The sequence below is a fragment of the Candidatus Cloacimonadota bacterium genome, assembly GCA_020532355.1.
Classification (GTDB): domain Bacteria; phylum Cloacimonadota; class Cloacimonadia; order Cloacimonadales; family Cloacimonadaceae; genus UBA5456.
On record JAJBBD010000167.1, the window covers coordinates 1 to 19,659 of the forward strand.

The 19,659-nt window shown below is 40.7% G+C and carries 16 protein-coding genes and 1 tRNA gene; 5 read left to right on the plus strand and 12 right to left on the minus strand.

Going from position 1 to position 19,659, the window contains the following annotated elements:
- The 3 genes from LHW48_06105 to LHW48_06115 form a co-directional block, all read left to right on the plus strand.
- On the plus strand, window positions 1–356 hold a 356-nt coding region (locus LHW48_06105; GenBank protein MCB5260032.1), incomplete at its 5' end, for a T9SS type A sorting domain-containing protein.
- Window positions 357–359: 3 nt separating this feature from the next.
- On the plus strand, window positions 360–1,247 hold the full coding sequence (locus LHW48_06110; protein ID MCB5260033.1) for a DMT family transporter: 888 nt from the start codon (window positions 360–362) through the stop codon (window positions 1,245–1,247).
- A gap of 277 nt (window positions 1,248–1,524) precedes the next feature.
- The gene (locus LHW48_06115; GenBank protein MCB5260034.1) at window positions 1,525–2,553 is read left to right on the plus strand and encodes a Gfo/Idh/MocA family oxidoreductase; all 1,029 of its coding nucleotides are present in this window, start codon (window positions 1,525–1,527) and stop codon (window positions 2,551–2,553) included.
- 433 nt (window positions 2,554–2,986) lie between these two features.
- On the opposite strand, the gene LHW48_06120 is transcribed toward LHW48_06115, so the two are convergent.
- The 12 genes from LHW48_06120 to LHW48_06175 all read right to left on the minus strand — a co-directional run bounded on the left by LHW48_06120 (window position 2,987) and on the right by LHW48_06175 (window position 16,175).
- On the minus strand, window positions 2,987–3,457 hold the full coding sequence (locus LHW48_06120) for a V-type ATP synthase subunit K (GenBank protein MCB5260035.1): 471 nt from the start codon (window positions 3,455–3,457) through the stop codon (window positions 2,987–2,989).
- Between the two features lie 70 nt (window positions 3,458–3,527).
- Window positions 3,528–5,309, minus strand: coding sequence for a hypothetical protein (locus tag LHW48_06125; protein MCB5260036.1), 1,782 nt, complete (start codon window positions 5,307–5,309; stop codon window positions 3,528–3,530).
- Window positions 5,306–5,899, minus strand: a complete 594-nt coding sequence (locus tag LHW48_06130; protein ID MCB5260037.1) for a V-type ATP synthase subunit D — start codon at window positions 5,897–5,899, stop codon at window positions 5,306–5,308. Before LHW48_06130 ends, LHW48_06125 begins: the two co-directional genes overlap by 4 nt.
- Window positions 5,896–7,218: a V-type ATP synthase subunit B gene (locus LHW48_06135; GenBank protein MCB5260038.1), complete on the minus strand. Its 1,323-nt coding sequence runs from the start codon at window positions 7,216–7,218 to the stop codon at window positions 5,896–5,898. Before LHW48_06135 ends, LHW48_06130 begins: the two co-directional genes overlap by 4 nt.
- Window positions 7,218–8,972, minus strand: a complete 1,755-nt coding sequence (locus LHW48_06140) for a V-type ATP synthase subunit A (protein MCB5260039.1) — start codon at window positions 8,970–8,972, stop codon at window positions 7,218–7,220. The genes LHW48_06135 and LHW48_06140 overlap by 1 nt, the downstream gene beginning before the upstream one ends.
- 22 nt (window positions 8,973–8,994) lie before the next feature.
- Window positions 8,995–9,867, minus strand: a complete 873-nt coding sequence (locus LHW48_06145) for a DUF2764 domain-containing protein (protein ID MCB5260040.1) — start codon at window positions 9,865–9,867, stop codon at window positions 8,995–8,997.
- Window positions 9,868–9,870: 3 nt separating this feature from the next.
- Window positions 9,871–10,467, minus strand: coding sequence for a V-type ATP synthase subunit E (locus LHW48_06150; GenBank protein ID MCB5260041.1), 597 nt, complete (start codon window positions 10,465–10,467; stop codon window positions 9,871–9,873).
- Window positions 10,468–10,610: 143 nt separating this feature from the next.
- On the minus strand, window positions 10,611–12,365 hold the full coding sequence (locus LHW48_06155; GenBank protein MCB5260042.1) for an ABC transporter ATP-binding protein/permease: 1,755 nt from the start codon (window positions 12,363–12,365) through the stop codon (window positions 10,611–10,613).
- Entirely contained in the window at window positions 12,358–14,115 is a 1,758-nt protein-coding gene (locus LHW48_06160) for an ABC transporter ATP-binding protein/permease (protein ID MCB5260043.1), read from the minus strand. Before LHW48_06160 ends, LHW48_06155 begins: the two co-directional genes overlap by 8 nt.
- A 183-nt stretch (window positions 14,116–14,298) precedes the next feature.
- A tRNA-Pro gene (locus LHW48_06165) sits at window positions 14,299–14,376 on the minus strand.
- A gap of 43 nt (window positions 14,377–14,419) precedes the next feature.
- Window positions 14,420–15,820, minus strand: coding sequence for a DUF4097 family beta strand repeat-containing protein (locus LHW48_06170; protein ID MCB5260044.1), 1,401 nt, complete (start codon window positions 15,818–15,820; stop codon window positions 14,420–14,422).
- Window positions 15,795–16,175 carry a DUF2089 domain-containing protein gene (locus LHW48_06175; GenBank protein ID MCB5260045.1) on the minus strand — a complete coding sequence of 127 codons (381 nt, stop codon included), beginning with the start codon at window positions 16,173–16,175 and terminating at the stop codon, window positions 15,795–15,797. The genes LHW48_06170 and LHW48_06175 overlap by 26 nt, the downstream gene beginning before the upstream one ends.
- Window positions 16,176–17,589: 1,414 nt before the next feature.
- Between LHW48_06175 and LHW48_06180 the strand changes: the two genes are divergently transcribed.
- The gene (locus LHW48_06180) at window positions 17,590–18,771 is read left to right on the plus strand and encodes an efflux RND transporter periplasmic adaptor subunit (GenBank protein MCB5260046.1); all 1,182 of its coding nucleotides are present in this window, start codon (window positions 17,590–17,592) and stop codon (window positions 18,769–18,771) included.
- Window positions 18,768–19,659 (plus strand): efflux RND transporter permease subunit (locus tag LHW48_06185; protein ID MCB5260047.1); only part of this gene is annotated, 892 nt, incomplete at its 3' end. The genes LHW48_06180 and LHW48_06185, both read left to right, overlap by 4 nt.

Sequence of the window (19,659 nt, forward strand, 5' to 3'; positions counted from 1 at the left end):
AGGAAACAGCACAGATCACACCCAGAAGCCATGCCGATTTCAACCCTACTTCGAGCGATGATCCTCTCCAGGTTCCCGCGCAGGTGGCTTTGATCGGCAACTATCCCAATCCTTTCAATCCTGAAACAACAATCCAATTCCAAATGGAGAAACCTGCTCCGGCAGAGATCGAAATCTTTAACCAAAAGGGACAGATTGTTAAGAACGTGAGTATTCCCATGACTCAACAGGGAATGAACTCCCAAGTATGGAATGGGTTGGATAACAACGGTTCTGCCGTATCCAGCGGAGTGTATTTCTTCCGTCTCAAATCCGGAAGTTACAGCTCTACCAAAAAAATGGTTCTGATGAAGTAAAACTTGAAATTCAAGAGTCACCTGTACAGCCTGATAGCGATATGTATATGGTCTTCTCTAGAGTTAGCCGGAAAGCTTTTGGGGGAAGGGATATCTCCTTTTGCCATTACAGCTTGGCGTTTTCTCATTGGCGGACTAGTAATACTGCCTTTTGCTATCAAACAGGGGACAGAACATAGAATAAAACTTAGCTTAAGCAGCATACTAACACTTGGCGCTTTAGGAATACTAAACGTCGTGATTAGTATGCTGCTTTTACAATTGGCAATCTATAATGGTAAGGCATCCTTAACCGCAGTTATTGTGAGCATGAATCCTTTATTTGTGAGTATATTTGCTTATTCAATCATCAAAGAAAACCTTAGTCGGCATCAGATATACAGCATACTGATGGGAGTCACTGGTCTTTTGGTAATCATTTTGGGTGAAAGTGAATTGCGAGGGCAGGGCTTTAATAATCTCCCCCTAGGTATTGTTTATGCTATTTTAGCCGGCATTACTTTCGCTTTATACACTGTACTTACAAAAAGAGCGGTGTTTCAATTTGGTAATCGAATAACAAACTGCACTTCCTTTTTAATTGGAGGCTTAAGCCTTAGTCTACTGAATTTGCTAATTGGAAAGAATATGGCTTTTGAACCCAACATGCGAAACATACTGTTAATTTTGTATTTGGGTGTAGTTATTACCGGAATAGCATATCTGTTCTACTTTGAAGCAATGAAAGAACTTAGCGCAGCACGAGCATCAATATACTTTTTTCTCAAACCGGGATTAGCTTCAATAATGGCATTTCTTTTTTTGAAAGAACACCTCAGTATTATTCAAGTTACTGGCATTGTATTGATTATGTTCGCATTAAGCAGAAGAATCTGGATGAAACATATATGAGTACAATCAATCAAAAGCACCATCAAACATGTATTAGATTTATTTCACAACGCTGCAGTATGACTCTGTGGGAGCCAATCCGTTGAATAAATGTCAGATTCATGATTTTGAGTATAGAATCCAATTAATTGGTGGTCTGAACGAGCAGGAAAGCTCTTGACACATAACTCTCTACTCAATTAATGGAAATATTTATGAACTAGTTACACTTCGAAAATCTATAAATGCTGGATAGCTGTAAAAGAAATTAGTAAAAATTCCTAAAGGAGATAAATTTATGCAGAAAGTAAAACTGGGCATCATTGGATGTGGCAGGATTTCAAAAAACCATTTAGAAGCAGTATCCCAAATTCCAGAAGCGGAGTTTGTAGCGGTTTGTGACTGCATCCCAGAACGGGCAAAACAAGTAGCGGAAGAATATGGCGTCTCAAAAATATACTACGATCATCATGAGATGTTAAAACAAGAAAAACTGGATCTAGTTTCTATTTGTACTCCAAGTGGCATACATCCGGATTTGGGTATTGACGTGGCTAACGCAAAAGTGAACGTGCTTACCGAAAAACCTATGGCAATTAACATTGAATCTGCAGATAAGCTAATTAAAACTTGCGATGAAAACCACGTAAAGTTATTTGTGGTAAAACAGAACAGGCTAAACAGTACTATGCAACTTTTGAAACGCGCTGTAGAAAAAAACCGTTTTGGCAGAATCTACATGGCACAGGCAAATGTTTTCTGGCAGCGTCCCCAATCTTATTATGATGCTGCAAAATGGAGAGGTACTTGGGAGTTTGATGGCGGAGCATACATGAACCAAGCAAGTCATTATGTAGATGCCATCTATTGGCTTTTGGGCAATGTAGATAGCGTTTCTGCCTTTACAGCTACTATGGCTCGAAAGATAGAAGCTGAGGATACAGGGAGTGCCATATTAAAGTTTCGTAGCGGTATTATTGCCACTATCAACGTTACAATGCTTACTTATCCTAAGAATTTTGAAGGTTCGATTACAATTATTGGAGAAAAAGGCATTGTTAAAGTTGGCGGTGTGGCTGTTAACAAAATCGAAAAGTGGGAGTTTGAAGATTATGACGATGATGATCGTATTGCCTTAGATTCAAATTATGTACCTCCCAATGTGTATGGTTTTGGACACAACCCATATTACCGAAACGTGATAGACGTTCTTTTAAATAAAGCAGAACCATCTACAGATGGACGCGATGGCAGAAAGTCTGTTGAAATAATACAAGCCATCTATCGTAGCGCAAAAACTGGTAAGAAGGTTTCCTTACCCTTATAATCGAGATTGATTCCATATTAATGCCCGATTCTCCAGAACCGGGCTTTTTTGTATACTTCTGGTTAATTCACAGCTTTGCCATCCCTTTCATTTCCCTCTTCTTTTCCTCATTATCTCCTCATGCCATGAGGACATTATGAGGAAATAATGAACAAGCTGCGAGGGCGAGAATCAAGGAATTGCCAACTAAGACTTGCGCTAGTATTATTGAATCTGTATTCTCGAGTAAAGACCGTTGAACAATGAATGCATGGGGTAGAGCCCCATTCTGCAAGGGTAGTGGGTAGATATAGCTACGATCAGAAACCAATATCTCGTGCATAAATAATCTGCTATATATGGATTTGCAACGGTCTCTTGCCGCTATTGTTGTTATATGATTAAAGAAAAAAACGCATCCGAAGATGCGTTTATCTAAGCGAGATATGTTTCTTTATGCCAATCCTGGTATGGCACCAGAAATAAGGAAACAGGTGGCAAAAGCCACGATTGCGTAGAGTTCTGGGAATACACCAAGGATTAGTGTTTTAGAAAATACATCGTTACCAGCCCCAAGGCTTTCTATGCCATTAGCCACAATACGGGATTGGTGATAGGCAGAAACTAAGCCTACGCATCCCATAATAAGACCGGCACCAAATATTGCACTGGCTTGTAACATATTGATATCGGGAGTTATGTGTCCGTTAAGAATGAAGAAAGCACCAAATCCGTAAAGGCCCTGAGTACTGGGTAATGCGGAAAGAATCATACAACTCGGGAAAATGTCATCCCGTTTTTTCATGGCACCCACACTGGCACTGCCACCGATAACCGTTCCCCATGCGCTGCCGATACCGGCAAGAGCAACCATGAGGAAGATTCCGATCCAGGCAAGGAAAAATGCCAAATTTCCGCCCGCCATGGCAGTTACTGTGGTTTGAGCTACTGTGTTTAAGGTATCCGGGTTCATTAAACCTCCTAATTACTTTACCTTATGATTTTGAAAATGGTTTATATTCTATGCCGGGTCCTTCAAACTCGGCGTTCTTGAAAAATTCTACAAATGTAAGCCGTAGTGGATGAACAAAACCGGAGAGTCCACCTAAGGCTAAATTCAGCGAATGTCCAAGGATCATAAAAAGTATGAATATTACAGGACCAATCACCGGGATACCGGACATCTGTGCCCCAATACTATTAATTACAAACCCCAGGATTGCACTTGATACACCTAAAGCAAAAAGACGGATATAACTCAGGATATCACCAAAGAAGCCGGTAACCATATTATATAGCAGCCATAAACCGCTACCAATATTGATTAGTGGGTTTCTACCTGGTTTGTTAAACAGAAGAATTAAGGCAAGCCCTACCCACATTGGATATCTTAAGTATGGAGCCACAGCCGAGATATCTGCACCCAGTTGTGAAGCACCCAAAACTGATAGAACGGCAATAAACATAAAGCTACCAATAGAGCTAATTCCATTTACAAAGCCACCTTGCTTAATCTTCTTTACTGTAGATATACCAATTCCGAAGAGTATTTGTATAACCCCTAGCATCAATCCCAGATTGAAGATCTGATCTGTATTGCGAACCAATATTTTTTCACCTATGGAAGGAATTTCCTTCATGTCGAAGCCCAAGATAGTTCCCATTACCCATCCCATTATGATGGAAGATATGCCAAACAGCATAATAAGGGTCATAAAGCCTTTTGTAGATGGATCTTTAATTTTTGCTCGGAGAATTATCATGAGCAGAACAATTATAATGCCATAGGCAATATCAGCATTGCAAAAGCCAAAAAAGAGCATAAAGAACGGAGCAAAAAATGGCGTGAGGTCAAATTCATTGTACTTTGGCAACATATACATCTTGGTGATAGGTTCGAAGAGCCTGCTAAACCAGTTATTAGTAAGCCTAATGGGTGGATTATCTTCAACTTTGGCATCTGAAACAAAGTGAATAATTTCTTGTTCATTTACGAAGCTTTTCAGCTTTTCTTCTTTAGTAACGGGAATCCAACCGCTTATAATTCGGAGGTGATCTTCTACTTCACTGACGCCTTGCAAGCTGGCGTCTTCGTAGGCATATTCGCTGCTAAGGCGTTTGATTTCTTTTTGAAACAACTCGGTAGCAATATTGACAATAGAGCTAAAGTATTCATCTATTGCAGATACTCGTTGTTTGTTTTCTTCAAGCTCCTTCTCGAGGGCAAACAGGCTTTTATTGTGAAACGAAAATTTATCTGCTTCCAAGCTTGGTGCTTCTTCCTGTAGCAATCTAACAAAATATACCAATCCACTTCGTTCGCTTATCTTAACGATAGTAAATTCTTCTTCCCACAGAGGGTTGAAATGGTTTTTTAGGCAATGATAGAATTCAATAATTACGCCATTGTCTCTAAGCCGCTTGAGTAATTCATACTCAAAATGACCCCAAGGTTGAAGATCTTTAATCTGTTTGCGCAAGGCATCTTGATGGCGAAGGAGATTATCCTTTTCGTCGCGTGCGTTATTGATTTGGTTAAGAAGGGCTTTTGTGGGAAGGTTTGTAGAGTTAGTGGCATCGGAAGAATCAATTTTGGCTAAAAACTTCAGAGCTTCGCTATATGTATTTAAGAGCTCTCGATTCTGTTCCAGAGTCTTATTTTTCTCGTCTGTGGATCGGATAATGTGCACCATGCCCAGTTCTTGCAGTTTTGCCAAAAAACTCAGATACTCCAAATGATAGAGTACGAAGGTATATCTCTTCATTTTTTCAATCATGTAAGTTCCTCCAGACGATCCTTAAGAATTTTCTGGGCGGCCTTGCTAAGATTTTCTTCATCTTCCAAAAAGCGCTTAATCTTTAAGATAGCTTCTTCAAAAGCAGGGATCTGTACTTTTTCGTATAGATTTACTTTCTGAGTTGTTTTTTTACGTACTTGCTCCAAAATATGCATTTTTCGAATAAAGAATTCACGCTCTATTTGAAGACGTGAGAGTTCTTTAAGCAGCACAATGCCATCAAGATACCAGCTTGGAGCAGTAAAAAGGTTGAAATCCCTGATTTCATAGCTGATATCTTCCAATTGAGGGGTTTTTACCCCGGCAATCTTGCGAGTTTTTATCTGCACATCTTTTACAGAAATAAGTTCTGGATTAAATTCACCCCAAAGCCTCATAAATGCATCAAGTTCATGGGTGCGTTCTTTGATCTTAGCATCTAATTCTGATGCTTTGTCTCGAGCTTTTTGCACTTCCACTCGCAGGGCAGACTCCTTGTTCTTTAAGGTTGGCAGTGCTTTTTGCCGTACCCCCAATTGCTTGATTAGCTGCAACTGCGAGATTTTGTTGTACTGAAATTTTAGATTCATGCCTTCTTCCAGTGGATTTTCATGAATTCGTCTTTAATACCAATCTCTTGCTTATTAAAATACTGCTGGAAAAGCTTCCACGCTATATCGAGCATTGTATCTGTATCGATATTTACATCTATAGCCAAGATTTCATTGGAGTATTGTTTGGCAAATTCTAACACCCGCTCATCGTAATCCGAAAGATCAAAGCCATTTTCAAGCTTGGTTTTGGCATTCGCTGCATCAGCATAAAGTCGAACAGCTGTATTCATTACTTGCGGATGATCTTCCCTCGTTTTTTTGCCAATAACAAGTTGTTTGAGTCGGGAAAGTGAACGGAAGGGATCCACAATAGTCTTGGAGATATCGGTATCGCGCTTCAAGAAAAGCTGACCTTCAGTGATATATCCCGTATTATCAGGTATGGCATGGGTGATGTCACCACCGGATAGCGTGGTAACGGCTATGATTGTGATTGAACCACCATCTGGGAATTGCACTGCTTTCTCATAAAGTTTTGCCAAATCACTATATAGCGAACCGGGCATGGAGTCTTTTGAAGGAATCTGATCCATACGGTTGGATACAATACTAAGGGCATCGCAATATAGGGTCATATCGGTTAGTAGCACCAGCACTTTCTCATTGTGTTCGGTAGCAAAATATTCTGCTGTGGTTAGAGCCATATTAGGCACCAAAAGACGCTCTACAGTGGGATTTTCTGTGGTATTAACAAAGGATATAATGCGATCTATTACTCCAGCATTTTCGAATGTATTTTTATAAAAGAGATAATCGTCGTTGGAAAGCCCCATGCCGCCTAAGATAATCTTATCACTTTGAGCGCGCAGGGCAACCATTGCCATCACTTCATTATAAGGCTGATCTGGATCTGCAAAGAAGGGGATCTTCTGTCCAGTTACCAGGGTATTATTTAGGTCGATGCCAGCAATACCTGTGGCGATAAGCTCAGAAGGCTGCTTTCGGCGGACGGGATTCACAGACGGACCACCGATTTGAACTTCCTCTCCTTCTACATCCGGACCACCATCTATTGGCTCGCCATAGGCGTTAAAAAATCTGCCAGCTAGTTCTGTTCCGACTTTCAAAGAAGGAGCTTTGCCAAAGAATACTACTTCCGCATCTGTGCCAATCCCTTCAGTCCCAGCATAAATCTGTAGCGTAACTTTATCTTCTACGATCTTAACAACTTGGGCGAGTCTACCACCTACAGTAGCTAATTCTTCGTTACCAACTCCAGTGGCATTTACGGAGCAGGTAGCTTTTGTGATCTGATTCAGCTTAGTATATATCTTCTGAAATGCCTGTGTTGCCATTATTTAGCGCTCCTTTCATCAACTAGCTTGTGTAGTTCGGATTCATATTTCTTGAAATCATCAGATTCAAACTCCACATAATTCATCTGTTTAAGAATATTGATTAGCTTTACGAAATAGGGCATCACTTCTTCGTAAGAATCGAAGATAAGCTCGGTATCGCAGATTTCCAATACGAGTTCAAGCATGTATTTCTGGCGTGGCATGGGAGTGGATGAATCAATTTCGTCAAAACCATCCTGTTGTAGGATTACACGGTCCACCAATTCACTCTTCCAATATTTATCGTGGTAAGAAAGCGGCACTCCATCATCACCTAGAATATTGATTTGCTCTTGCGCTTCACGTCCGCGGCGCAGTATGTCTTTGGCGTGAAGTACGTCTTCTACCCAAGTTGGATGCACGTTGTTATTTAAGTACTCAATCACTTCAGGATATTCTAGGTATTTACTATAGGAGTCAATCGGATCCACAGCGGGATAGCGTTTACTGTCTGCTCGAGCCTGAGAGAGGGCATAAAAGCAGCGAGCCGCTTTCTTAGTGGATTCTGTAACCGGTTCTTTTAGGTTTCCTCCAGCAGGAGAAACGGTTCCAATAAAAGTAATGGAGCCAGTGTCTCCATTCCGCAAGTGCACAAAACCTGCTCGGGCATAAAAGCTGGAGACAATGGCGGGGAGGTCCATGGGGAAGGCGTCCGGACCTGGCAGCTCTTCCATGCGGTTGCTCATCTCGCGTAAGGCTTGAGCCCAGCGGGACGTGGAATCTGCCAAAAGTAAGACTTTGAGTCCCATATTACGATAGTACTCAGCTATAGTCATTGCAGTATATACAGAGGCTTCACGAGCTGCAACCGGCATATTAGACGTATTGCAGATTATTATCGTGCGCTCCATAAGTTTGCGTCCGGTACGAGGGTCATCAAGTTCGGGAAATTCCACAAACATTTCCACCACTTCGTTGGCGCGTTCACCGCAGGCTGCAAAAATGATCATATCTGCATCTGCATTTTTTGAGATAGAGTGTTGTAATACTGTTTTCCCTGCACCAAAAGGACCAGGGATAAAGCCAGTACCACCTTCAACCATTGGGTTGAGAGTATCCAATGTCCGTACACCTGTTTCCATCAGCTTGAAGGGGCGCGGTTTCTTGGAGTAACACTTAATTGGGATCTTGACCGGCCAGCGCTGGATCATATTGATATCTATGTCTTTGCCATCTTTATCTACAATGGTGGCAATAGTCTCGGTTAGTTTATATGTTCCTTTTGCAGCTACCATTTTTACTTTATATTCTTCCACTAACCCGAAAGGAACCATTATTTTATGAGAAATCCATGTTTCAGGAACGCTTCCCAGCCAGTCTCCACCAGAAACCAGATCACCTTCTTTAGCGATTGGAGTGAACTCCCAAGTGCTATCCTCATCCAAGGGATCGGTATATTCTCCCCGAGTAAGGAATATGCCTTTCATTTTGTTAAGGTCGTTTTGCAAGCCATCGTAGTTTTTGGAGAGCATTCCGGGGCCCAGTTTTACCTCCAGCATATGTTCGGTGAATTCTACTTCGCTACCAGGCTTGAGTCCGCGAGTGCTTTCAAATACCTGAGTGTAAGCGGTGTCGCCAAGCACTTTAATTACTTCTGCCATTAGCTTTACTCCGCCCAAGTTTATGTAACAGATCTCGTTTTGGGAAACGGGACCGGACACATCTACCTGTACGAGGTTTTCGATAATCGCTTTCACTATACCATTGGTCATCGTCTTACCTTCTATTTTTGCTTTATTTTAAATTAAAATCTTCAGGGAATTCAAAGCTGTTTTCCAGCTTATTCAATGTATCGTGAAATACTTCCTTGCCCAGTTCAGCGTCAGCTGTTAACCATCTATGGATTATACGCAATTTGCTATAATAGCCTAATAGCCGGTTGATATTAAAGTAATCGAAAAAGTTCTGATCGTCTATCCATTTATTGCGCAAAATGTCGTATCCCCGCTCCCGATATAGGATATCGTTTTGTTCCCATATTCTAAAGACAGAATCGAACAGAGGGTGTTCTTTACCAAGTCCAAAATCTGCAGCATGGCTTTGGGAGAGATTTTTTACCATATAATCGTCTCCGATCAGATATTTTGCATATTCCAGCTTATGATTACGTCCGTTGATTGCTACCAGGATATTCCTAATGTTGCGCTCAAGCTCAAACCACTCTTTTATAAAGCGGTTTTGGTGTTTAGCGCAATAAGCAAAGAATTTTTGTAGTATTTTGTGCTCGGCATCAAGAAAGGGAGGAAGGTCTTCAAGATTTATCAATTCGCAGACAAATGCTAAAACAAAAGCGGGTAGAATAGAATAGTGATCGGGAAATTGAACATTGGGATTGCTCAAACGCTGTTTTGCTAAAGCGATGAATTCTTGCCAATAGCCAGCATCAAAAAGCGAATCATCTTCAGATTCAATTTCGATGCCGTATAAAACTTTCAGTAAATTAGCTAGTTCATCTAATAAATGCAGAAGTAATAAGAGCCGATAGTCAGTTTCTTTAAGCTGTGTTTTTGCTTCTGTGCGAAACTGTTCAGGATTATATACCAGCTTATTGTCATCCATCGAAATAGCGGGCAAGCTAGCGATGAAATAGTAATACTGCTTTGCCATAAGTTAACTATCGAAAAGTATCTTAGCAGAACGTGGACGTAGATAATGCTTAAAAAGTTCAGCAAAATCTTGATCTGTAAAGCTAAGCTTATAGCTTCCATCGACAGGAGAAATAGTAAACCCTGCCTTTATCTGGGGAGTAAAGTCAAATTCCAGTTTGTTTTTGAAACTCTTCTGAACAGAAGATAGAAAGGCTGCATCGAGTTTCCCTTTAACGGTCTCAGAAATGCTAATGCTGGCATCTTGATTCCAGTTAGAGAGAGTTTCCATAATGAGTTTTTTTATAAACTCAGGGTCGTCAAAAGCAGTCTTAGCACTATCATCTATACTTACAGAAAGAACCAAATCAGTGATTTTTTGTTTTAATGAGCTAATGCTATGGTTTCCCGCCATTTTGAGATCGCCCTCAGCATTCTTCTGCATTTCTTCGGCCTTTTTCTGTGCTTCCGATATAGTGTTTTCTGCTTTGCTTTTTGCTTCGGAAACAATCTTATCAGCTTCAGTCTTGGCTTTATCTAATATTCTCTCAGCTTCGGCATTAGCTTTGGCAACGCCTTCCTCATATACTTTGCTCAAAAGGTCTTGCAACTGGTCATTCATAACTATTCGTCTCCAGTAATTTCACTTTTGTGTCATTTTAAGATGTAGCCTTTTTTTTGTCAATGAGATTCGCTACCAATTAGGCAATGAACTGGTCATTATAGCTTGCTACACCATCAATTAGTTATGGTGTTTGCTTAAGTTTATTGCTTCAAATGTTCGTGCAAGAAACTGTGATACTCCTTATTCTGGAAAACAAGTTCATCATGCGTGCCTTTGTGAGCGTATCCCATAGAATCAATATACAATACAGTATCCACATAGCGCAGGGTAGATAATCTGTGTGAAATAACTATTGCTCCTGTATTGGGATAGTCTGTATTAATTGCTTGCCAAAGTTTTTCTTCGTTTTCGGCGTCCAAAGATGCTGTGATATCGTCCAAAATCAAGAGCTTTGGACGCTTGATAAGAGCTCGTGCAATGGTGATACGTTGTTTTTGCCCACCGGACACACTCAATCCCCGTTGACCCACGTGACTATCATCACCCAGTGGGAATTGGGCGACTTCATCATCTAGCTGAGCAGCCTTAAGGGCAGTCTGATACTCTATTTCGGTAGCGTTTACATTGCCCATCAGAATGTTTTCCTTGATACTGCCGCTAAACAGAGAGGGCTCTTGTGGCACATACGCCACCACGTTTCTAAGTGAACGGAGGTTAACTTTTTCTAAGTCGATCCCACTGAAAGTTATGGAGCCCATATTTGGCTTAACCAAACCCAAGATCAAATTTGCGATAGTTGTTTTGCCTGTACCGGTGGCACCTAATATCAGCATTTTTTCTCCTGGCTTTAGTTTAAAGGAAACATTATTGATGATGTTACGCTCTTTTTCCGGATAGGAACAATTAACTTGCTCAAACGCTAAGCCATCGAAAGAATTCACTTTATATCCCTCGTCGTCGTTTTGATTAAAGGTAGGATGTGCCTTCATTTCTTCCAGGCGGTCGATATTCACAAAAGCTTGTTTACCGGATACAAATAGTTGTGGCAAATCCAGGAGGGGATAGATCATCATGGAAAGATAAGTATAGAACAGGAAAAAGGTTCCCACCGTTATCTCTCCTCTAACAGCCATCCAACCACCAAACATAATCACTCCGATTTGTGCAAAATAGTCAATATACTGGTAAATCAAAGAAAGCACGGCATTTAACTTAACCACACTCATCTCAGTCTTAAATCTACGCGATAAAGCCAAATCGAAAAAGCGATTGTATTTCTCTTCACTTACAAAGGATTTCACGATGCGAATACCGGAAAAGCTCATTTCCAATTGACTATTGATATTGGAGATAGCGCGCTGGTTACGCTCAAAATTTGAATACAACTTCTCACTGGTGAAGTAAAATACTATCATCATTAATGGTAGAGGCATTATAGATAAGAAAGTGAGCTTCACGTTGATACTAAACATTACTATCAACGAAAACAATATCATAGAAAAGGAGTTTAATGCTCGAAAGATGCCACTGCACAAAAACCAAGAGATTTTAGGAAAATCTGAAAGATCATCGGTTAGCCTGGTTACTATATCTCCAGTTCGAAATCTTTGGAAAAAACGGAAGTCTTTTTTTGTGATGAAGCTGAAATATAGCATGCGTAGGGTGTGCTCAAAACGTAAATTTACCCATGCCCGAATGCATGGATAAAAACCAGTTACAAACTGAGCGGCACCTATGGCCAAAAAGAGCATTAGAACCTTATTTACTTCAAGCATAGGTTCAGGAAATGATGCCGGATCTGCTAAGATGTCTCGCAGCAAATCGATCATACGCTTAAAGGCGTAAGGATAGGCAATAGACACAGCAGAGGAGATCAGTGTAAACACGACCATAATGAGCACAAACCAGATCTGGGCTTTGTACTGAGTAAGGATCCATTTGATGTGTTTATTCATCCTTACCTCCCAAAAGCTGCAATTCCACCAACTTACGGTATTCTTCACTTTTTTGCATCAATTCTTGATGTGTCCCACGGGCAGTTATGCGTCCGCCACTAAAATACAAAATCTCATCAGCATCCAAAACAGAAGTGAGCCGATGTGCTACTATTACTAGGGTTTTACCTCCAAATACTCTGTTCATGGTGCGCTGAATACGAGCCTCAGTTTGGGGATCGATAGAAGCAGTTGCTTCATCCATGATGATTATTTCGGAGTTAAAGGCTAAGGCACGCGCAAAAGAGATAAGCTGTTTTTCTCCTTGTGAAACGTTTTGCCCACGCTCTGCCAATTCGCTATTCAAGCCATCGGGCAACCCATTGATAAAATCGTCCATTTGCACCACAGAGAGAGCTTCCTTTACAACTTCTGGATCCACGTTGTCGTTATACACGCGTACATTTTCTAAGATAGGTCCCGGAAAGAGGAATATATCTTGCAGAATTAATCCTATCTTCTTGCGCCAAGCGCGGAAATTCATGGTTCTAATGGGAATTCCATCTACTGTTATACTGCCCCTCTGTACATGATAGAAACCGCACAATAAGCTTATTGTAGTAGATTTTCCGCTACCTGAGGGGCCTACCAATGCAATCTTCTTTCCCTTGGGAATATTGAAGGATACATCTTTTAGAATCCAATCTTCATCTTTATAGGCAAAGCTAACATTGTCAAAGCGGATCTCATCCTGAAAGCTCGGCTTTATGTTGCCGGTAAAGGTTTCATCCTCAGTTTCAAGTGCCGTAAGCTCTAAAATGCGTTTTAGCGATACAAAGCTACGCTGCATCTGCATAAAATTCTCACTTAAGTGCATCAGTGGCCATACCATTCGATATATATATTGGATAAATACAATCAAAGTACCCAAAGTAGCGACGCCGGCTATTATCTTGGGTGCAGAGATCATTATTACAATTACCACAAATAGCACGTTGAATACAAACATAAAAAAGCTCTGAGCACCATACTCGATAAAGCTTGTTTTAATCTCTACGTGTTGCTTTTCTTTAGATGCTTGGCGCAAGTCTTCCGTGATTCGTTCTTCCTGATTCAATGCCTGTATCATCTGCATGCCCTGGATGTAATCGGTAATTTTTGCAGAAATGATGGCATACTTTTCGCGAATTATGCGGAAAAAACGAGATATATAGCGAAACAGAAACCAATAAGCAATTATGGTAATGGCAATTATTGGTAAAATAATCGCGGTAGTTTTCCAATCTCGCACCATCAAGACCACAAAAACTCCTACAAAGAAGAGTAAATTGCCAATGATAGTTATAGAGAGATCCGAAAACAACACTTTAACCCGCTCGCTGTCACTCTCTACTCTGGCAATCAGTTCGCCAACCGGTTGTTTGTTGAACCAGCCAACTGGCAGCTTAAGCAAATGGCTAAAAACATCTCCCTTAAACTTGGTTATAATCTTTATTCCCAATCTACTCAACAGCACAATTTGCAGATAAGACAGTAAGCCAGATACCAGCACGACGGCAATAAACATAAATCCGTATCGCAACATCTCGGCCATATCCTGATTAGGTATGCTTTCATCTATTATCAGGGCAAGGATAAGCGGATCTACCAAACGTAATGCAGATGTGATCAGCATGGCAAAAAGCCCAAAGAATAATAAGCCTTTATCCTTCCTGATGAAAGGATAAAGAAGCTTTAAATAGTAGGATAATTTTTGTTTTTTCTCTGGCATCAGTTTTTATAACCTGTCTATCTTGTTATGGGGATTTTGGCTACTATGATCAATTCGAACGGGTTTCTCCCATGATCTGAAACTCAACACATCAGTCCGAATTATCCTCAATATGCCGTGAGATTATATAGGCTAACGGGGGACTGGTTACAATACTTTTTGAAAGAACTGGAGCAAACACTTTGGTCGGGATGAGAGGATTTGAACCTCCGACTTCTCGGTCCCGAACCGAGCGCGCTAACCGGACTGCGCTACATCCCGACCGTGTTTTGTCACAGTTTTTGTGCATTTGATATTGTCAAGATTATTCTTTGCTAATCGCCTTTATTAGGCGCTCTGCCTCCTCACTGGTAATTTTTCCCTTCTCTAGCATATCCAATATTTTTAACCGACTTCGTTCGGCAATTTCTTCTGCTTCAGCTTTCTTCTTTTCGGCTCCCAGATAGGGTTTGATCAACGGGGAATTCACTACTTTGTGAATGTATTCTTTCAGGGATTCCGCATTCAGATGCTCATACTTAAGTCCGTCAAATTCCGCCTTGACGTTGCGCAATCCATCTTTTAGCCCATCGTAAATCTCAGAGCTAATATCTTCAACTTTTGAGCTTACATTGGCTTTAGCTTCTTCAAAATCAAAATCCGCAATAGTCTTCTTCATCTTCTCGATGGCGTCATTTACTTTGTTGCGTATTTTTTCTTCATTGATGGATTTTGATACTCTACTAAGGTATTGAGTAAGTTTATTCAGTAACTCTTTCACTTGTTCCTTTTCATCGCTAGTGGCTGTCTGTTTGAGGGAAACTTTTACTTGCTCCAGTTTTGCCTTAATATAATCCAAATTGATGTAGCTATCGCTGGAAAGCTTGATCATGCCATTGGTAGTATCTATCTTTATGATAGTCGGCTCATCCTCATCAAAGAGGTTTTCGACGCGGAAGGTATTATCCTCCTCAGTTACTTTGGCCTCTAGCTTGGATTTTAACCTGCCGCTTTCACTTTCGGCGTGTAGTTTAAAACTAAAGCGTAGCGGCAATACCAGATGCACAATGCCATTCTGGGTAACAAAACTGAAATCTCCGCCTTCCACTGGTTGAGTTTCGTAGTATATAGGTCCGTTTTCGGTTTCGATCTTCACTTTACTAAAGCTGGCAAGGCGCATTTTGATGGGTCCGTTTTCACTCTCCACATGCAATCCTTCGCCCTTTATATCTTCCACAGAGATAGGACCATTCTCCATTTTGGCGTAAAGGTTGCCTGCACTATTACGGATTCGAACCGGACCATTTTCGCTTTCTATGTGCATGTCTCCAGAACAATTGGCAATTGAAACGGGACCATTCTCTGTATCTACTAAAATAGGATTTGTAAGTCCAATCATACTAATGGGATAGTTATCGCTAATTATTTCCAAAAATATGGTTTGGGGAATGCTAAGTTTTAATTGAACAGATTTGATACTTCTTTGTTTTCCTGGCAACTCAAGTAAATTGAGATCTAATACTCCATCATCATATTCATCTTCGAAGTAGTCTTCAATATTAAATCCCTCAAGTTCTATATCGGGGTCAAACACAATATCGCCTTCCAAAACTACTTGTTTGTCCGAGGATTGCGTTATCGAAAGCGGTATCATCTCGTTAGTAATTTTTACCTTGCTTAACTCTTCGTAAGTCCAATGCTTATTTGTAATACTGATCTTTTTCATTATTTCTCCTCTGATTTATCATGTTTAAGGCTTCTTCCACACTTACAAAGCCTTCTTCCAAATCTGCGAGAATATCCTCGTAGCTATTCTTTGAAACGTTTTCTTGTAGCATTTTGGCGTTAATTTCTGCCAGCCTGTTTTTGATTGTTGGATACGATATGCCCAAGTGTTTTTGCATCTCTTTCAAGTTTCCTTGAACCAGCAAAAAAAGCTTAATAAACTCCAGTTGATAAGCAGAAAATCCTTCCAACCAGTTACGACTGAAACTTCCCTCAAAGTTGATATCACATTTCGGGCAATGGTAACAGCGAATCTCCAGTTCGCCATTACATATCGGACAATTAGCGAGATTCATTTCGTGCTCCTTATTTATGGGAACATAATTCAAAATTATTAATATATGTCAAGCTAAAACTTCAAATATATTTATATATGGTTTAATAATATTTAAGCTTGTGCTTGTTCTGAACATTATGAATCGAACTCTTTGATCGCAATCAATTAGATAAAAGCGATTCAGAATTCTTATGTGTTATGCCTTGGTTGAAAATTACCTCAACCCGTTTTTTCTCTCACGTTGTTTGCTCTATTTCTCCTCGTTATCTCCTCGTGTCATGAGGACACTATGAGGAGAAGAGGAGGGAACCACAAAGCATAGCAATGGGTTAGATAAATTTTGTCTGTAAATGGACACGCTGCAGTGAGCACCCAAATATACTTATCAAATATTAGTTTAGTTCTATGGAGTATGATCAATATACTTCCACTTTAAGACTTAGACTACTTTCTTGGCATCATCATATCTCAACCCAAAAGCTCAAATATAAAGATCGGAACCCATAGAAAAACAAGCTATTATGTATTCGATAAACGTTTAGCTTGGCATAAAATAACAAAGCCCACACTATGCAGTTATTCGATTGGGCGTAGGGATATTATGAAAATTGGCTATACAGTATTTTACGTATTTGAATCTGCAAGATTGCAGGGCGAGATTCCTTGCGGGTATTTTGGCATTAATGCAAGCATTTCCTGTCGCAGAGCTTTTGGCCATTGTCGCTTGGATGCTTCTCACTGAGCCGCCTCCTCTGTGCTGCCAAGCTCCCGCTTGACGTGGCGACGGAGTGGCCTTCAGAAGCGAGCTGCACTCGCTGTGGCAAACAGAGCTTGCCACCCCATCTCCCGCATTGTGCAGTCCCGTTTGGCTGCCACCCCCAACTTGCAACCCCAAGACCCATCTTACATAGAGTGAGCCGGAGTCGCACACAGCGGTTATATATTTGCTTGGTGGGCTCATTAACCAGTTTGCGATCTATTATCTAAACTGGTAGAAATGCGGCTTAATCATTCAGACTACAAGGTTAGGATTATGGACGAGGATCAGGGTGTCGATCTGTTTCCGTTTGGCTTTTGTCACTTCTTTGAGGCATTTATAAAAAGATCATTATGGGGCGAACCCTGAAAGTACTTTATTAGCCTTAAATTGGCTCAATAAAGCTGATATGGTTGGCATAAACACATACAAAACTTCCAAAACCGAGCAAGTTATTTTCCATAAACAGTTCTATATCACGTATCACCCCATAAGGTGGTATCTCCATTTGTCCAAGTAATAGCAACATGCAGATTTGGGTGACTCTTATTCAATTCAATCAATATTCATACATTTATATGTATTTTTTCTTGACTTGACTATGTAGTTTTGATTTCGTGTCGCCGTGTGAAAAATGTATGAGAGTGAGGGGCAGAATCGCATTGGAGAATGAATTATGAAACATAAATGGATATGGTTAATCCTAATTATATTGATGGTAATAGTTGTTTTGCGTTTTGCAATTCAAAAGCCGAAAGCTCAAACTCATTCCGGAGGATCCGGCAGAATGATGCAAGCTGTTCCGGTGGAGATTGCACCGGTTAAGACCCTGGACATTACTGAACGTTCTGTTTTTAGTGGCAATATAGAAGCAAAAAGCAGCTATAAAGTGGCACCAAAGATATCTGGGCAATTGCAAAAATTACATGTAAACATTGGCACAAGGGTAAGAAAGGGAGATCTGATTGCCGAATTGGATGATCGCATCTTACTGCAGGAATATCAGAAAGCGCAAGCTAACGTTGAGATGGCTAGAGCGACTGCTCAACAAACTGAAGTCAGTTTGGATTATGCCCATACAGAATTGGACCGCAAACGAGAACTATTTGAGCGGAACTTTTTATCTCAAAGTGAGTTTGACATAGCCAGTAATCAGTTTGCCAATGCCCAAGCACAGGATAATATAGCCAAGGCATCATTGAACAGTGCCCTGGCTGTCTCCAATTCAGCAGAGTTACAGTTGTCTTTTACGAAAATTATGGCTGAATGGAGTGATGATGCTCAGTATAGGATTATTGGCGAACGATATGCAGAGGAAGGTGATCAATTGGGAGCCGGTAGCCCCATAGTATCCCTAATGGATATTGAACGCATCATAGCCGTTGTGGAAGTAGTTGAACAAGATTATGCTCGCATCAAAATTGGGCAGGAAGCTCAAATAAGCATTGATTCGTACCCCAATCGCAAGTTTGTAGGAAAAGTGCTGCGCATAGCGCCAATGCTTCAGGAAGCATCACGACAAGCCAGAGTAGAAATTGAGGTTCCCAATCCCAATGCCGTGCTCAAACCAGGAATGTTTGCCAGGGTAAACATTAATTTCCAGACCAAAAAGGCAGTAGCGGCAGTTGAAGAAAGAGCAATATGCAAGTTTCAAGGTAAAGAAGGCGTATTTTTAGTTAATTCAGAAGATGAAACCGTATCTTTTGTGGAAGTACAGAAAGGCATAACCGGGGAAGGATATGTAGAAATTATAAGTCCAGAAATAAGTGGAGATGTGGTAACTTTGGGACAAGATATGTTGGATACAGGTAGAAAGATAACAATTGCCGGAGCTGAGCAAGTAAGAGGCGCAAAGTGAAAATATCCCAAGTTGCGGTAGGAAGGCCGGTTCTCACAATTATGGTGAGTCTAATTGTTATTATTCTTGGTGCAGTTGCCTTATCACGTTTGCCCATAGACTTAATGCCAGATGTAACTTCGCCAACCATCAGCATTTCAACCTCTTATTCAAAGGCTTCACCTTTAACTATGGAAGAGTTGGTTACCAGACCCATAGAGGAAGCAGTTGCGGCTGTTCCGGGAGTTCAGGAGATTTCATCTCGATCTACAGAAGGAAATAGTAATGTTCAGGTAAGTTTTAATTGGGGAACAGATCTTGAAGCAGCATCAAATGATATTCGCGATCGCTTGGATAGAATAATCTCGCGCTTGCCCAGTGATGCTAATCGCCCTTCGCTAAGAAAATTTGATATGGCAGCTACACCAGTAATCATGATGGGTGTTACCAGCAACCTGGAAGTACTTGAGTTAAGACGGATTTTGGAAGAGCAGGTAAGCTACCGTTTGGAACGCGTGAATGGAGTGGCAAGCGTAAATATATGGGGAGGGAGAACTCGAGAGATCCATATAAACATCGACCCCCTAAAAATGAATGCTCTTAAGATCTCGCCAGATCAGATAATTAGCAGGATCCGAGCAGCAAATATAAATCAACCTACGGGGAACATTTATAAGGGGAATCATCAGATAACAGTAAGGGTTCCGGGAATATTTGAGAACCTGCAAGAGCTTAAGGATACTGTAATTCTACGTCGTGGAGGCAGTGAAATAACCTTAAAAGACGTTGCTGAAGTAGAGGATACAGCCTCCAAAGAAACTAGCATAGTTCGCATAAACGGTATTCCGGGCATACAAATATCGGTAAATAAGCAATCCGGAACTAATACCGTCAAAGTAGTAAAAGGTA

Bases quoted from the DNA above. Each gene is read 5' to 3' on its own strand.
- LHW48_06140 (MCB5260039.1), bottom strand. From the start codon at position 8,972: ATGACCAATGGTATAGTGAAAGCGATTATCGAAAACCTCGTACAGGTA.
- LHW48_06175 (MCB5260045.1), bottom strand. From the start codon at position 16,175: ATGAATCTCGCTAATTGTCCGATATGTAATGGCGAACTGGAGATTCGC.
- LHW48_06170 (MCB5260044.1), bottom strand. From the start codon at position 15,820: ATGAAAAAGATCAGTATTACAAATAAGCATTGGACTTACGAAGAGTTA.
- LHW48_06130 (MCB5260037.1), bottom strand. From the start codon at position 5,899: ATGAATCTAAAATTTCAGTACAACAAAATCTCGCAGTTGCAGCTAATC.
- LHW48_06125 (MCB5260036.1), bottom strand. From the start codon at position 5,309: ATGATTGAAAAAATGAAGAGATATACCTTCGTACTCTATCATTTGGAG.
- LHW48_06145 (MCB5260040.1), bottom strand. From the start codon at position 9,867: ATGGCAAAGCAGTATTACTATTTCATCGCTAGCTTGCCCGCTATTTCG.
- LHW48_06155 (MCB5260042.1), bottom strand. From the start codon at position 12,365: ATGAATAAACACATCAAATGGATCCTTACTCAGTACAAAGCCCAGATC.
- LHW48_06120 (MCB5260035.1), bottom strand. From the start codon at position 3,457: ATGGCGGGCGGAAATTTGGCATTTTTCCTTGCCTGGATCGGAATCTTC.
- LHW48_06115 (MCB5260034.1), top strand. From the start codon at position 1,525: ATGCAGAAAGTAAAACTGGGCATCATTGGATGTGGCAGGATTTCAAAA.
- LHW48_06150 (MCB5260041.1), bottom strand. From the start codon at position 10,467: ATGAATGACCAGTTGCAAGACCTTTTGAGCAAAGTATATGAGGAAGGC.
- LHW48_06160 (MCB5260043.1), bottom strand. From the start codon at position 14,115: ATGCCAGAGAAAAAACAAAAATTATCCTACTATTTAAAGCTTCTTTAT.
- LHW48_06180 (MCB5260046.1), top strand. From the start codon at position 17,590: ATGAAACATAAATGGATATGGTTAATCCTAATTATATTGATGGTAATA.
- LHW48_06135 (MCB5260038.1), bottom strand. From the start codon at position 7,218: ATGGCAACACAGGCATTTCAGAAGATATATACTAAGCTGAATCAGATC.